The organism is Clostridium sp. UBA3061 (genome assembly GCF_002367465.1).
GTDB classification, from domain to species: Bacteria; Bacillota; Clostridia; order Clostridiales; family Clostridiaceae; genus Clostridium_J; species Clostridium_J sulfidigenes.
On record NZ_DFCF01000028.1, the window covers coordinates 13,343 to 28,129 of the forward strand.

Annotated in this window: 15 protein-coding genes; 5 read left to right on the plus strand and 10 right to left on the minus strand. The window is 29.1% G+C overall.

All coding sequences use genetic code 11. From position 1 onward, the window contains the following. Nucleotides 1–19 precede the first annotated feature (19 nt). Nucleotides 20–418, minus strand: a complete 399-nt coding sequence (locus tag B2P65_RS17285; protein WP_346849218.1) for a DUF6762 family protein — start codon at nt 416–418, stop codon at nt 20–22. An 87-nt stretch (nt 419–505) separates the two neighbouring features. Between B2P65_RS17285 and B2P65_RS17290 the strand changes: the two genes are divergently transcribed. Further along, nucleotides 506–847: a hypothetical protein gene (locus tag B2P65_RS17290; RefSeq protein WP_346849219.1), complete on the plus strand. Its 342-nt coding sequence runs from the start codon at nt 506–508 to the stop codon at nt 845–847. A 115-nt stretch (nt 848–962) separates the two neighbouring features. Here B2P65_RS17290 and B2P65_RS17295 read toward each other — a convergent pair whose 3' ends face one another. Next, the gene (locus B2P65_RS17295; protein WP_414632270.1) at nt 963–2,417 is read right to left on the minus strand and encodes an aminoacyl-histidine dipeptidase; all 1,455 of its coding nucleotides are present in this window, start codon (nt 2,415–2,417) and stop codon (nt 963–965) included. A gap of 19 nt (nt 2,418–2,436) precedes the next feature. Then, complete coding sequence (locus B2P65_RS17300; protein ID WP_035135592.1) at nt 2,437–2,988, minus strand: manganese efflux pump MntP family protein; 552 nt, start codon at nt 2,986–2,988, stop codon at nt 2,437–2,439. A gap of 216 nt (nt 2,989–3,204) precedes the next feature. Here B2P65_RS17300 and B2P65_RS17305 point away from each other — a divergent pair, with 216 nt between their 5' ends. Both B2P65_RS17305 and B2P65_RS17310 read left to right on the plus strand, forming a co-directional pair. After that, complete coding sequence (locus tag B2P65_RS17305; RefSeq protein ID WP_035135590.1) at nt 3,205–4,143, plus strand: magnesium transporter CorA family protein; 939 nt, start codon at nt 3,205–3,207, stop codon at nt 4,141–4,143. A gap of 149 nt (nt 4,144–4,292) precedes the next feature. Beyond that, a complete protein-coding gene (locus tag B2P65_RS17310) occupies nt 4,293–4,967 on the plus strand; it encodes a DUF4397 domain-containing protein (protein WP_346849221.1) in 675 nt (224 codons plus the stop codon). Between the two features lie 110 nt (nt 4,968–5,077). Here B2P65_RS17310 and B2P65_RS17315 read toward each other — a convergent pair whose 3' ends face one another. The 6 genes from B2P65_RS17315 to B2P65_RS17340 form a co-directional block, all read right to left on the minus strand. Continuing rightward, the gene (locus tag B2P65_RS17315; RefSeq protein WP_346849222.1) at nt 5,078–7,108 is read right to left on the minus strand and encodes an ABC transporter ATP-binding protein; all 2,031 of its coding nucleotides are present in this window, start codon (nt 7,106–7,108) and stop codon (nt 5,078–5,080) included. A gap of 2 nt (nt 7,109–7,110) precedes the next feature. Beyond that, complete coding sequence (locus B2P65_RS17320) at nt 7,111–8,862, minus strand: ABC transporter ATP-binding protein (RefSeq protein WP_346849223.1); 1,752 nt, start codon at nt 8,860–8,862, stop codon at nt 7,111–7,113. A gap of 193 nt (nt 8,863–9,055) precedes the next feature. After that, the gene (locus tag B2P65_RS17325) at nt 9,056–9,511 is read right to left on the minus strand and encodes a PadR family transcriptional regulator (RefSeq protein ID WP_346849224.1); all 456 of its coding nucleotides are present in this window, start codon (nt 9,509–9,511) and stop codon (nt 9,056–9,058) included. Between the two features lie 6 nt (nt 9,512–9,517). Beyond that, a complete protein-coding gene (locus B2P65_RS17330; protein WP_346849225.1) occupies nt 9,518–10,366 on the minus strand; it encodes a DegV family protein in 849 nt (282 codons plus the stop codon). Between the two features lie 140 nt (nt 10,367–10,506). After that, nucleotides 10,507–10,734 (minus strand): DUF1450 domain-containing protein, encoded by a 228-nt coding sequence (locus B2P65_RS17335; RefSeq protein ID WP_346849226.1) that lies wholly within the window; start codon nt 10,732–10,734, stop codon nt 10,507–10,509. 146 nt (nt 10,735–10,880) lie between these two features. Further along, the gene (locus B2P65_RS17340) at nt 10,881–11,813 is read right to left on the minus strand and encodes a metal ABC transporter solute-binding protein, Zn/Mn family (protein WP_346880634.1); all 933 of its coding nucleotides are present in this window, start codon (nt 11,811–11,813) and stop codon (nt 10,881–10,883) included. Nucleotides 11,814–12,069: 256 nt separating this feature from the next. Here B2P65_RS17340 and B2P65_RS17345 point away from each other — a divergent pair, with 256 nt between their 5' ends. Further along, entirely contained in the window at nt 12,070–12,729 is a 660-nt protein-coding gene (locus B2P65_RS17345) for a metal ABC transporter ATP-binding protein (protein ID WP_346849228.1), read from the plus strand. Beyond that, nucleotides 12,716–13,516 (plus strand): metal ABC transporter permease, encoded by an 801-nt coding sequence (locus tag B2P65_RS17350; protein WP_035135574.1) that lies wholly within the window; start codon nt 12,716–12,718, stop codon nt 13,514–13,516. Before B2P65_RS17345 ends, B2P65_RS17350 begins: the two co-directional genes overlap by 14 nt. Before the next feature lie 204 nt (nt 13,517–13,720). On the opposite strand, the gene add is transcribed toward B2P65_RS17350, so the two are convergent. Then, on the minus strand, nt 13,721–14,713 hold the full coding sequence (add, locus tag B2P65_RS17355; protein ID WP_346849229.1) for an adenosine deaminase: 993 nt from the start codon (nt 14,711–14,713) through the stop codon (nt 13,721–13,723). Nucleotides 14,714–14,787 lie beyond the last annotated feature (74 nt).

Here is a 14,787-nt window from a genome sequence, read left to right on the forward strand (position 1 = left end):
ATTCTCCCCCAATTATGTACTATTGATATTCCTCACATTTTCCTTCTATATCAATAAAAACTTTTTCTAAAGCTTCCTTAATTCTTGTACATACATTGTTTAATCTATTATTTAGCACATTATGATCTTCATCATAATCAAAGGTAACAATCCATGTGGGATTAAATTCCTCATCATAAATTTCTATAGAGTCAACCAAATCAGTTAAACTTTCATCATCGAACAAATCATATATGGCTGAAAATTCCCACTCCTCTACATCTTTATTGGTATCAAAATATAAATTTACCTTTTCGCCATCATAAAATAGTTTAGTAATATATTCTGCACCTTCATTAACCTCATAGCTTCCAAGCTCTCTTGTAAAAAATTTTGTCTCTTTATCCTTTTCCATTAATACAATAGCAGAAAATTCCATTATCATACCCTCCTAATATTCTGTAATTTATTTACATAAATTACTTTAAATGCTATAATTGATTATATCCTTAAAGGAGTGTGAATTATGAATCTTGTAAAAAATCTTAAAAAATTCAAAACTCTTTCCCTCATATCTTTAATTATTATAATTACTATTTATATAATTATTTTTAGTTACACTAACTTTAAATGTAAAAATTTAGATTATGCTATAAAAAAATATTCCACTTCTGGTATTTTTAATAAATATAAATTATATTCCTTAGAAGACTTTAACATTAAGTTTTCAGATGGTAATATATGTATTGCAGAAGTAAATGGTATAGAAGGAAAAAGCCCATATAAAACCACGACTTATAATCTTCACTTGGTAAAACATAAGTCTGGCAAATGGAAACTATCTGAAATTTCTCCTAATAACAATTGATTTTTCCCATAAACACAACTATTTTAGTATACCTTAGTAACCATAAATATACAACAATAAACAACTCCCCTTAAGATAATATTTATCGTTACCTTAAGGGGAGCATTTGTTCTTCCTATCTTATTTCTGCTAATACACTTAATAAGTAATCATACATTCTATCTAGTGAAGAAATACTTACATGCTCATCCGGTGTGTGAACATCAAAAATATTTGGCCCAAAGGAAATCTGATCTATATTCCCATTAAATTTATCTCCAATTAATCCACATTCAAGTCCTGCATGAATTGCAGATATCTCTGCTTTATTACCAAATTTATTTTCGTAAACTTGTTCAAATACAGTTCTAACTTTAGAATCTGGATTATACTGCCACTCAGGATAATCTGATTCAAGTTCTATAACACAATTCATTATTTCTGCAAGTACTGTCATTCGATCTACAATTGATTTTTTTAAAGAAGCTACTGAACTTCTAACTGCATTGTCAAATTCTACAGCTTCACTAGTAGTAGTTACCACACCTACATTGGTAGAACTCTGTACTAACCCTGGTATTGCCATACTCATAGTTTGAACTCCATTTGGTAATAAGAATAATGTTCTTATTACTTTCTGTCTAGTATCATCGCAGAATACTTTATCTACAGACTTAGTAATTTCATAGGTTAATTTCAAATCATCATCTATACCTTGTAATTCATTTATAAATATAGATGACCATTCTTTTACTTTTCCTTCAACTTTAACTATATCTTCTGGTCTTACAGCTATAATAGCATCTGCTTCTCTTGGAATAGCATTCATTTTAGCTCCTCCATTTAAAGATGCTAGTTTAAAGTCTACAACTGAATTAAGATCCATTAAGAATCTACCCATCATTTTATTGGCATTTCCTCTTTCTTTCTTAATTTCCATACCAGAGTGTCCGCCTTTAAGTCCTCTTATTTTAATAGCTAATGAACTATAGTTTCCTTCTATATTTTCATAATTTGTTGGCACAGAGAACTTAAGTCTAACTCCTCCTGCACAACTTACTAATAGTACTCCTTCTTCTTCAGAGTCTATATTTATTAGTATTCTTCCATTTAAATGTTCTGGATTTAAATTTGTAGCTCCACCCATTCCTGTTTCTTCTTCAGTAGTAATCAATACTTCTATAGGAGGGTGAGCTGTTGTTTTATTATCAAGAATTGCAAGAGCATAAGCTACTGCAATACCATTATCCGCTCCTAATGTAGTTCCATTAGCCTTTATAAAATCACCGTCTATAATAAATTCTATTGGATCTTTTTCAAAGTCATGTTCAGTTCCTTGATTTTTTTCACAAACCATATCCATATGCCCTTGTAAAATCACTGTTGGAGCATTTTCATAACCACTAGTAGCTGGCTTCTTAATAATAACATTTAGTGCTTCATCTTGTATAACTTCTAAATTTCTGTCCTTGGCAAACTTAACTAACCAATCGCTAACAGCCTTTTCATTTCCTGAACCTCTTGGTATTTCATTCATCTCTTTAAAAAATTTGATTGCCTCAAAGCTTTTTAAGTTTTTTAATGTTTCTATCATTTTAATCATCCTTTCCTTAAAAGAAAATCATCTTTAATCCAAATAATATCAAAATTATGCCTCCTATATAATCAGCATATTTTCTTAATATATGGATTTTTCTTAGATACTTTGCTATTATAAATGCTAATATGCTCATAAAAAATGTTATCATACCAACAATAGCAGTAAAGAGTGTTAAGGTTACCATACTTTCTATCCTTGAGAAAGCAATAAATCCAATTACTATTGCATCAATGCTCACAGATATCCCTAAAATGAAGTACATTTTAAAGGTTATGACAATACTTTCTTCTTTTTCTATCATACCTTCCTTTATCATAAGTATACCAACTATTGCAATAACTATTCCCCCCATAACTGCAGGGACGGAAGCAATATTCTCTGTAAATATTTTACCACCAAATCCTCCTAAAATAGAAAACAAAAATTGGAAAAATCCAAAAGAAATTGCAAAAGAAAACTTTTGTCTTGCCTTAGCCCCTCTATTTAAGCCAATAGCTATTGCAATACCAAAAGCATCTAATGAAACTGCTAAGGCTATGAATAGCAATTCTTCTATTGCCATAAAAGACCTCCTACAAATACAATAATTTAATATTATCATAAATTTATATTTTCAATAACAACATTAATATTAATATTATAATTCTAACTTTTCAAAATTATGATTATAAATTAAATTATTTGTACTATAATAATTATTACTTTTAAATATACAGTTGTCAATTAGAAATATAGTGTTAAAATATATTCATGAGTTTTATTATATGAGGTGATAACATTGATTACAATATTTAAAAGTGATACCTCGGGCCGTCTCACAGAAATCGATTCTATAGAACATGGCTCTTGGATTAGTATGATTAATCCATCCGATGAAGAAGTTCTTTTAATTACACAAAAACTTAATATTCCTCAAGATTTTATAAGAGCTGCATTAGATGAAGAAGAAGGTTCAAGAATAGAATTTGAGAATAATGCTACTCTTGTAATTATAGATATTCCATTCACTGAAATGGATGATAATTCATTAACTTACGATACATATCCACTAGCAATAATATATACCGAAAGCGTAATTATAACTGTATGTCTTAAAAATAGTCCTGTATTATCAGATTTTACCATTGAAAAAATCTCTTCATTTTATACTTTTAAGAAGGTCAGATTTATGCTTCAAATATTATATAGAGCATCAAATTACTATTTATTATACCTAAGACAAATAAATAGAAAGAGTCTTTTGGTTGAAAAAACCCTTTATAAATCTTTAAAAAACAGAGAATTAATTCAATTATTTGCTCTTCAAAAGTCCTTAGTATATTTCTCTACATCTTTGAAATCTAATGATTTAACCTTAGAAAAACTTTTAAAGCAGGAAATCCTTACAAAATATGATGAGGATAGAGATATTTTAGATGATGTTATGATAGAAAATCGTCAAGCTATAGAAATGTGTAGTATATATAGTGATGTCCTCACTGGTACTATGGATGTATTTGCTTCTATAATTTCTAATAATCAAAACCAAGTTATGAAATACTTAACATCTGTAACTATAGTTATTTCTATTCCAACTTTAATATCAGGTCTTTTAGGTATGAATGTAGGTGGAATACCTTTTTTCAACGCCTCTGATGGATTTCTGTATATGTGTATAATTGTAGGATTAATAACTTTAGCCGTTACCTACTATCTTAGAAAAAAAGATATGTTTTAAATAATAAAAACCAATAGAAATCTAGTATGTAATTATGAAGGTATTTATGGATAATTATATACTAGATTTTATATTGAATCCCCTTTTGTAACATTCCCTAATTATATTTCATATACTATATTTGATAATATTTTTATATGAGGTATATAATGCAATATATTAATGTTCCCTTTAATATTCCTACAAGAGTAGATGACATGATGAATTCTGAAGATAATATGTCAGCCTATGTTAGGGTTGCTCACATTGCAGCTAGAGCCCCTGATATAGATATTTATGTAAATGATAAACTAACAATACCTGATCTTGAGTATAGAGATTTTACAACCTATATTAAACTCCCTTCTGGAACTTATAACATAAAGGTGTATAGAGCTAATAATACTGATTTTCCCTTGGCAGATGTTGATATTTTTATAGCACCCAAAAGTGTAACTACTATTGTAGCTTACATGCAAAGAAGAATGTTAAGCTTATACCCTGTGGATGAAACTCCGTTAACCTCTACAACTGATGGTAAAGCTAAAATTAGAATTGCTCAGTTTATTGAAAACATTCCACCTGTAGATGTAGTTCTTTCTAATGGTACTGTACTTTATAAAAATGTAAACTTTAAGGACATAAGAAATTATATTGAACTACCTATTGGTAGATATACTATGCTATTAAAATTAGCTAATACAGATATTGATATGTTATATGTTCCCAATATAAATCTAAAATCAGATAAATACTATACTCTTTATTTGATTGGTTTAGTTACTAATTTCCCAACACCACAGATGTTAATTCCTTTAGATGGAATAAGTTATTTAAATATATAAATTTTGTTTCTTTAGTCCCTAAATCTTTATTAATTAATCTTTACACATTAACGTAAAAGCTAGCCCACACAAGCTAGCCTTTACGTTTAATTTTTATTTACCTACTTTAATTATTGTCCTGCATATTGTAATTTATACAAATTGCTATAAAGCCCTTTTTTCTCTAATAGTTCTGAATGACTTCCAATTTCACGTATCCTACCCCTGTGCATTACAATAATTTTATCTGCATTTTTAATAGTTGACAATCTATGTGCTACTACTATAGTAGTTCGTCCTTTAGTTAATTTATTTAGAGCATCTTGAATTAAACTTTCTGTTTCAGTATCTATGTTAGCTGTAGCTTCATCTAAAACTAAAATTGGCGGATTAAAAGCTAATGCTCTAGCAAATGCAATCAGTTGTCTCTCACCTTGAGAAAAGGTTGTTCCTCTCTCATTAACCTCAGCATTATACTTATCTGGTAACTTTTCAATAAATATATTTGCATTTACATATTTACATGCTTTTACAATCTCTTCATCTGTTATATTCTCATTATTTAATCTTACATTTCCTTTTATATCACCAGCAAATAAAAATACATCTTGAAGCACTGTAGCTACATTTTTTCTAAGTTCGTCCTTAGACATTTCTTTAATACTAACTCCATCTATCAGGATTTCGCCCTTTTGAATATCATAAAGTCTAGTTATGAGACTTATTATTGAGGTTTTTCCTGCTCCCGTTGCTCCAACAAAGGCTACCGTTTCACCTTTTCTAATTCTAAAGCTTACATCTTTTAATACCCAATCTTCATCATTGTAGGCAAACCAAACATTTTTAAATTCAATATCTCCTTGAGCACGTCCTATATGTTTAGGCTCCTTTGGGTTTTTAATTATAGAATCATTATCTAATAACATAAATATACGCTCTGAGGAAGCCATAGAAGACTGAAGTATATCAAATTTCTCAGATAAATCAAATATTGGTTGAAATAGTTTTTGTATATATATTACAAATGCATATAACACTCCAAATTCTATTGTTAAATTTAGAACTGCTGTACCACCAACCCAAATTAATATGCATAGAGCTAATTGATAAGTCATATCCATAAGTGGTCTAAATATAGCAAATACTTTAATTTGTTCCATTGCAGCTATGGAATATGATGTATTAATTTCATCAAATTCACTATACTTCTTACTTTCAACTCCAAATATCTGCACAGTCTTCATACCACTTATATTTTCAGATAAATTAGAGTTAATTCTAGATAATCTAGTTCTTACTTTCCTATAAGCTTCTCTATCATATTTTCTAAATATAAAGGTTAAAGCAACTACTAATGGAAGGGTTATAATTGATACTATTCCTAATTTTATATCTAATAGAAACATAGCAATTACAATGCCACTAACAAGAAATAAATCTTTGATTAAATATACTAAAACAGATGTGTACATTTCATTTAAGGTTTCTACATCATTTGTAATTCTAGTTACTAATCTTCCAACTGGACTTTTATCAAAGAAAGATAATGATAAACTCTCTACATGCTTAAATATTGCAGCTCTTATATTATATATAATCTTTTGACCAGTATACTGTAACAAATAAATTTGAATATAGTTTAGTATAAATATTACTATATAAATTAGCAATATTATAATAGCACTCCACTTTATCAAATCTAAATCATTAGTTCTTAATACTTTTATATCTTTTATAGTTATTTCATGAGCTTTAAATTCATTGTTATCTTGAAAAAATTTTTCACCTGATATTTCATAGGCTGTGTTTTTCCTTGGTTCACCCTCTATAACATAGGGTTCATTATTCTCATCATATACTATTGAAGCGCTTATTGCTCCGTCTCTTTCTCCCCTTACTACATATTTATCTCCTATGGCTATGGAACTATTTTCAGCTTCTTCTATAATAGAATATTTTCCACTTAAAGGATTAATATTATTATCTATAACATTTTTTATTATGAAGGGAACAGACAAATCTAAGCACACCACTAAAAACATTATAATTACTACTATTCCCATTAAGCCTTTGTATGGCAATGCAAATTTTAAGAGCCTTTTCATCAAAAGGGAGTCATATTGCTTATCTAATACTTCATCTTCCTGATTAAAGTTTTCCATAATTATATCTCCTCCTCTTCCATAATTTCTTGCTCAATCTGTTGTTTTTCATATATATCTTTATAAATTCCTGGCATATTTTTAAGCTCTTCATGTGTTCCTTCTTGAACAATTTCTCCTTGTTCTAGAACTATGATATTATGAGCATCTTTAATTGCTGAAATTCTATGAGATACTATAATAGAAGTTTTCTTCTTCATTACATCTTTTAAATTTTCAAGAATTATAGCCTCAGTTTTTGCATCTACTGCTGATAAACAATCATCTAAAATTAGGATATCAGGATCTTTAATAAGAGCTCTAGCTATAGAACATCTTTGTTTTTGACCTCCTGAAAGAGTTGTTCCTCTTTCTCCTACCATAGTTTCAAACTGCTTTGGAAAGTCTATTATATTATCATAAATATCTGCCTTTTTAGTTGCATCATGTATTTTTTCAATGCCTACTTCATGAAATGCAAGTCCTATATTTTCAGCTAAGCTAGTGGAAAACAAAAAAGGATCCTGTGATACAAACCCAATATTAGTTCTAAGACTATTTAAAGATATTCTATTTATATCTTTATCCCCTATAAAAATCTTTCCGTCTTCCACATTATAGAGTTTAAGCAATAAACTTATAAGAGTACTTTTACTGCTTCCAGTCTTACCCACAATCCCAAGAGTTTCTCCTTGCTTTACTCTTAAATTTATATTCTTAAGAGCTGGTGTTGTTGTATTATTATAGCTAAAAGTTAAATCCTTTATAACTATATCACCTTGTAATTTATCCACATATGATGTACAACAATCTACTATATCAGGTTTTGTATTTAAGACTTCTTCTATTCTTTCAAGGGATGCAAATCCTCTTTGTAAATTATTAATTACTTGTCCTATAGCCATCATTGGCCAAACTAAGTTTCCAAGATACATGTTAAAGGCCACAAAGTCCCCAAGAGATATTTTTCCCAAAACTACAAAAGTTCCCCCCACTACTATTAGTAATGCAAAGCTTAAGGATGAAATAAATTCTATCAAAGGAAAGAATACTCCCCAAATTCTTATAAATTCCATATTTACTTGAAAATTTTTATCATTCTCTTCTATGAACTTTTCATATTCCCTTTCCTCTTGAACAAAAGATTTAACTATTCTAATCCCTGAAAAATTTTCTTGAACTATATCTGTAAGTTTTGAAAAGCATCTTTGTACTTTTGTGAATTTTCTGTGTATTCTTTTTCCAAATTTCTGAGATACAAATGCTACAAAAGGAAGTGGGATTAATGATAACAAGGTAAGTGGTACATTAATAGTTAGCATAATAACAATAGTGGCAATAGTCAACACTACTGCATCAAAAAACATAATAACGCCGGGACCTAGTGCCATTCTTACAGCATTCAAGTCATTTGTTGCTAAAGCCATTAAATCTCCAGTTTTTCTTTCATTGTAAAAATTAGAAGATAACCCTTGTAGATGCTTAAAAAATTTACTTCTTATATCGTACTCTATTTTTCGTGAAGTACCATTTACATATATTCTCCACATAAATCTTCCAATAGCTATAACAGATGCTATAACTAATATATATACTATAGATTTAACTAAAGTAATTTTATTAGCACTTCCTAAGGCAAAACTATCTGTTAAAAAACCTAGAATTTTTGGTGGAACAAGTTGTAAAAAGTCTACTAGTATAAGAAAAAATATCCCTATAAAATATCGTTTCTTATATTTCTTTGCATACTTTAATAGTTCTTTAATTTTATCCATATTTCCCCCCCTAAATTATAAATCTCCCCTATAATTTTAGAAATAATTAATTTTCTACTACACATATATAATACAAGAAATTACCTTTTATTTCAATATATTTAATTCGAAATACGAAACTTTTGTATGTTGAAATAGCTTCACTGTGATACTAATGAAAAAGTCCCATAAGCTAATAAGCTTATGGGACTTTTTAATCATATAAATCTTTTTTTATTATCTTAAATACTTCTAATGCCTCTTCTATCTTTGATTTTAATAACTCTTTTTTATGTTCAAACTCTTCAATTCCTTTATTGGTAATCCTATATATCTTCTGGGACTTCTTTTCTTCATCCCAACTACCTTCAATAAATCCTTGTTTCTCCAGTTTTTTAAGCAATGGATATATTCCACCTGTACTAGGTATCCAAAATCCATTAGTACGCTTTCCTATTTGATGAGATATATCATTTCCATTAGTAGGCCCCTGAACCAATATATATAATGTGTATATTGGCAATAATCCTTTAGTAAACACTTGACCTACTGCTTCATTTTCTGTTTTTACCTTTCTAAGCTCTTGTAGTTTTCTTTTATATTCTTCATAAAGTTTCTTTTCTTCAGCTTTTATATCATTTATATCTCTCCCTAATTCATCCTCCACCATATCAACCTACTCCTTTTCATAGATAAGTACTCCTATGAATCCTGGTCCTGAATGAACACCTGATACTGGACTTAGATAACCTCCGAAATTTACGAAGTTAGCATTTTTATGAACTTTAAATTTATCTAGCAATGTCATAGCCTCTGCCTCTGCTTCACCATGCATTATATGAATATCATATTTTTTATCATTTAATTTTGATACTACAATATCATAAATTTTATTTAAAGATTGTTTTCTTCCTCTAACCTTTGCATAAGTATAATACTCACCTTCCTTATCTACACTTACAATTGGTTTAAGATTTAAAAATTGAGCTATAGTTCCAGCTACCTTTCCAATTCTTCCCCCTCTTATAAGATATTCTAAGGTTCCTATAACAAAGTATATATTTATTCTATCAGTAATTTTAGGAAGTTCTGATACTATTTCATCAAAACCTTTTCCTTGTTTAATCATTTCGGCTGACTCTTCAATAAGTATAGTTTCACCCTTAGATATAGACTTAGAATCATGAACATAGGTCTTAATCTCAGGATGATCTTCTGATATTAGTTTAATTGCATTATTAAACCCTGATAGTTTTGAAGAAATTGTTACTACTATTGCATGAGTATATCCTTCTTTTTTTAATTCATCATACATTTCCTCCATATCTCTCATGGATGGTAATGAAGTGGTTGGTGCATTAGTTTCTAAAGTATCATATACATATTTAGATGTAATATCTACTCCATCACTATACTCCTTATCCCTATATATTATTTTAAAAGGTAATACCTTTACATTATACTTATCAACTATATCCTTAGTAATGTCACTAGCACTGTCAGTAATTAAAGCTATTTTTTCCATATTTATCACTCCTATATCTGTTCTATTATTATTATATATCAGTAATGAGTACATTATCAATAGTGATATATCAGAAGTGATAATATTATATGCAATTTTATTAAATTTAATTATTTTTTATTGATAATTTATTTTTAAATTTAAATTCTATGGACTTCTTCCTTAATAGAATTTAAAACCTCATCTAAACTCTCATTCTCCACAAGTACTCCATCTACCCTGGCAATGTATTTGTGACTGCATAAATTGCATGCACCTATACACATATTTTCTGTTATTTTATTCTCATCACCAATAACTTTTTTTAATTCCTCTACTAATTTTTCTTGTCCCTCATTACATTTACATGTACTAATCTTCTTTCCCATGTTTTTTTAATCCTTTCAACCTTTATTCGTAAATTATATAATTATTATATACTATAGTCCTTTATTTACAACCATCATCACAGTTTTTTTCACAGAAAATTATAGGCGTATACCATAAAGTACACGCCTTATTTTACATTATATAATTATTTATTATTCATAGCACTGTATATAGTTTCTACATTGTATTTTATAACATCAGAAAAAGATTTTCCGTTCTCGCTACTATGTAGAGTGTATATTTGTTTAGTTTGTGCTCCCACTTCTTTAGCTAAAGTATCTGAAAGCTGAGGACTAATTAATTCTTCAACAAAAATAGTTTTTATATTATTCCCTTTACAATATTCCATAAGATTTTGTAATTCCTTTGGTGATGGTTCTCCTTCTGCAAAAACCCCCTCTATGCTCTTTTGTGTAAGACCAAAATCTCTACATAAATAACCAAAGGTTGCATGACCTGTAACAAAATTCTTATTAGCCAGTTCTTTGAACTTTGGATTATACTCCTTAATTATATTATCTATTTTTTCATTAAATTCCTTAAGGTTTTCTTCATAATACTCTTTATTTTTAGCATCCTTTTCTACCAAAGCATTTTTAATATTTTCACCTTGAATCTTTGCTTCACTTAACCCAAGCCAAGTATGAGGATCCTTTCCTGAATGATTATGCTCTTCATCTTCTTCATCTTCTTCATGTTCTTCATCAGCATTTATAAGTTCAACGTCCTTGCTAGCTTCTACAACTATTAGTTCTTTACCACCGATAGCTGCTTCTACATCCTCAATCCACGATTCCATGCCAGCTCCATTATAAATGAATATATCAGCCTCTTCTATAGCCTTCATATCCTTAGCCTTAATGTCAAAGTCATGGGGTTCACTACCTTCTGGTATAACACTTTCTATGCTAACCTTATCTCCCCCTATCTCCTCAGTTAAAGCCTTCATACCATAAAAGGACGTAACAATATTAATTGTATTAACCTTTTCTTCACTATTCTTTGACTCTATATTAGAACATGCTGTTAACATAACTACTATCAAAGTTAATGCTCCTAAAACCTTTAATTTCTTCATAATTTTCTCTCCTTCAATTGAAAATGATTTTCATAAGTAGTATAATTATATCATATTAGATTTTATTATCAACACTGACCTACACTATTATGTACTAGGTCAGTGTTAATAATTTACATATGTTACACTTTTAAATATTGTCATATTAATGAAAAATCATTCACTTATAGATAATCTTTATTTTAATTTGTTTAAATTATAGCTATAATATGTAAAATTATGGCTAGACTTATAATTGTAGAAAGGAGCAACACTAATGATCAAAATTAAAGACCTATGTTTTTCATATAATAATTCTAAGCCCTACATTATTGATAATCTTTCACTAAACATAGCTAAAGAAAGTTATGTATCCATAATTGGTGCTAATGGTAGTTGTAAAAGTACCTTAATAAAGTTGATTTTAAATCTACTTACTCCTCAAAAGGGAAGTATTAATTTAACTTCTAAAAAAATTGGATATGTTCCTCAAATAGTCGAAAATTTTAATAGTTCTTTTCCTATAACTGTTTGGGAAATGCTTAATGCCCATAGAAATGTTCTTAAAATTAAAGATAAAGAGTCAATCACTGAAGCTCTAAAGAAAGTGGATATGCTTGAGTATAAAAATTCTCTTATTGGAAACTTATCTGGAGGTCAAAAACAAAAGATTTTTATTGCAAGGGCTATATTAGCTAATGAAGATATATTAATTCTAGATGAACCTTCCACTGGAGTTGATAGCAAAAGCATGAAAGAGATTTATGGGCTTATAGCCTCTTTAAATAAAAAGAATGGAGTTACCGTTATATCTGTAGAGCATAACTTAGAAACAGCTCTTCAAAATTCAACCCATATCCTTACCATGGAGAATGGCTTTGGAACTCTATATACATCTGAAGAGTACATAAGGAGGATTTCTAATGTTTCAATATGAGTTTATGCAAAATGCCTTTTTAGCAGCCATATTCATATCCATACTATGTCCTATGGTAGGAGTATTTTTAGTGCTTAAACGACATTCTATGATGGGTGACACCTTGGCTCACTCAGCCTTTGCTGGTGTTGCTATAGGACTAGTAATGGGATTTAATCCAATAATATGTGCATTTATATTTACAACTATATGTGGTTTATCCATAGAATTTCTTAGAGACTACTACAAAAAATACGCAGAACTTATTCTTTCTATAGTTCTGACCTTTAGTGTTGGTATAGGAATTACCCTTATAAGCACTGGAAAAGCTTCTGGGAACGTTAATAGCTATTTATTTGGAAGCATATTAACCGTTACTAAAGCAGACTTAATTATTATGGTTATTCTTAGCTGTATATCTATTGTAGTTATATACTTTTTATATGATAAGCTTCTTTATACTACCTTTGATGAAGAAGGTGCTAAGATTTCTGGTATAAATGTAAAAGCAGTAAACTATATATTTTCTTTACTTGTTGGAGCTACCATTTCTGTCTCTATACGTATAATGGGTATCCTTGTAATGTCGTCAATGATTGCATTACCTGTAGCTACAGCTCTTCAACTAGATAAAGGCTTTAAACCCACTCTATTACTGTCTATCCTTTTTGGGTTTATAGATATAATATTAGGTCTTATTTTTTCATATATACTAAATTGTGCTCCTGGAGGTACTATAGCCCTAACCTCTGTTGTTATATTAATAGTAATTATTATATTTAAATCTACTTTTAAATCTAGAAATTAAAATATAAATAGCTATAATCTTAAAAAAATTAAGATTATAGCTATTTAATGTAATAATTATATATCTAACCATTTTATCCGATGACTACCTGCTCTAATACTCCCATCTTCTTCAAAGTGGGGTGTAAAGAGCTACTATGTCCCTGGATAACGATTTCTAACCTTCAGAGGGAGTAAAAACTCCCTCTGAAGGTTAGAAATCTGTTTATATTAATGTTTTTAAATATCCTTTAATTTCTTCTGTAGTAAATGCAGCATCTACAGAATCCATGTATATCTTTTTATAGTCTTCATAGCTCATATTTACAACCTTACCTATACTTTCACACTCACCAGTTACATTAGTAGCAGAAACAGTTCTATTGTCAGTATTAAAAGAAACTCTTATGCCCTCTTTATAAAATTTAAACAATGGGTGCTCTTCATAACTTTTTACAGCTTTTGTCTGCATATTACTAGTTGGACACATTTCTAAGGTTACATTATTTTCTTTAACTAAGTCATAGGCTTCCTTAAGATCTCTTATTGCTACTCCATGACCTATTCTCTCTGCATGAAGTAATTTGATTGCATCTACCACATTTACTCCTATACCGGTTTCTCCTGCATGTATAGTAACTCTGTAGCCATATTCTCTAGCTACCTTTATTACATCTACAAATTCCTTAGCAAAACCTTCATTTTCAGCTCCGGCAAGATCTACAGCAACTACCCCTTCACCTAAGAATTTCTTTCCAGCTTCCACCACTGTAGATGCACTATTTGCACCATTATGTCTTAAGCAAGATAAGATTAAATTAGCCTTTATATTAAAGTCTTTTTCACCTTGTCTAATTCCCTCTAATACACTTTCAATAACTTCTTCTAATGTTAATCCCTTTTCTGTATGTAAAGTCGGTGCATACCTAATTTCTAAATACTTTACATTTTCTTCAGCTGCATCTTCTAAAAGTTCATAGGTAATCCTTCTTAAACTTTCCTTACTTTGCATTATCTTTATTGGAATATTAAATCTATCTAAATATTCCACTAGTGATTTACATTCTAATGGAGCTTCTAATAATTCTCTCAATTGTTCTAAATCATAAGTTGGTATTTCTATATTTTCTTTTGTAGCTATATCTAATATAGTTTTGGGTCTAACACTTCCATCTAAGTGACAATGTAATTCTATTTTTGGCAATGCTTTAAAGTCCATAACTCATACCCCTTTCTATTTTGTTGTATATTATCATATTCTTCTTTAAATATCAACCAGTTAGTTAAATTATA

Excerpts from the sequence above, each read along its gene's own strand:
- B2P65_RS17335 (WP_346849226.1), bottom strand. The coding sequence starts at position 10,734 with ATGGGAAAGAAGATTAGTACATGTAAATGTAATGAGGGACAAGAAAAA.
- add (WP_346849229.1), bottom strand. The coding sequence starts at position 14,713 with ATGGACTTTAAAGCATTGCCAAAAATAGAATTACATTGTCACTTAGAT.
- B2P65_RS17330 (WP_346849225.1), bottom strand. The coding sequence starts at position 10,366 with ATGGAAAAAATAGCTTTAATTACTGACAGTGCTAGTGACATTACTAAG.
- B2P65_RS17350 (WP_035135574.1), top strand. The coding sequence starts at position 12,716 with ATGTTTCAATATGAGTTTATGCAAAATGCCTTTTTAGCAGCCATATTC.
- B2P65_RS17285 (WP_346849218.1), bottom strand. The coding sequence starts at position 418 with ATGGAATTTTCTGCTATTGTATTAATGGAAAAGGATAAAGAGACAAAA.
- B2P65_RS17290 (WP_346849219.1), top strand. The coding sequence starts at position 506 with ATGAATCTTGTAAAAAATCTTAAAAAATTCAAAACTCTTTCCCTCATA.
- B2P65_RS17315 (WP_346849222.1), bottom strand. The coding sequence starts at position 7,108 with ATGGAAAACTTTAATCAGGAAGATGAAGTATTAGATAAGCAATATGAC.
- B2P65_RS17325 (WP_346849224.1), bottom strand. The coding sequence starts at position 9,511 with ATGGTGGAGGATGAATTAGGGAGAGATATAAATGATATAAAAGCTGAA.
- B2P65_RS17300 (WP_035135592.1), bottom strand. The coding sequence starts at position 2,988 with ATGGCAATAGAAGAATTGCTATTCATAGCCTTAGCAGTTTCATTAGAT.
- B2P65_RS17340 (WP_346880634.1), bottom strand. The coding sequence starts at position 11,813 with ATGAAGAAATTAAAGGTTTTAGGAGCATTAACTTTGATAGTAGTTATG.
- B2P65_RS17310 (WP_346849221.1), top strand. The coding sequence starts at position 4,293 with ATGCAATATATTAATGTTCCCTTTAATATTCCTACAAGAGTAGATGAC.
- B2P65_RS17345 (WP_346849228.1), top strand. The coding sequence starts at position 12,070 with ATGATCAAAATTAAAGACCTATGTTTTTCATATAATAATTCTAAGCCC.
- B2P65_RS17320 (WP_346849223.1), bottom strand. The coding sequence starts at position 8,862 with ATGGATAAAATTAAAGAACTATTAAAGTATGCAAAGAAATATAAGAAA.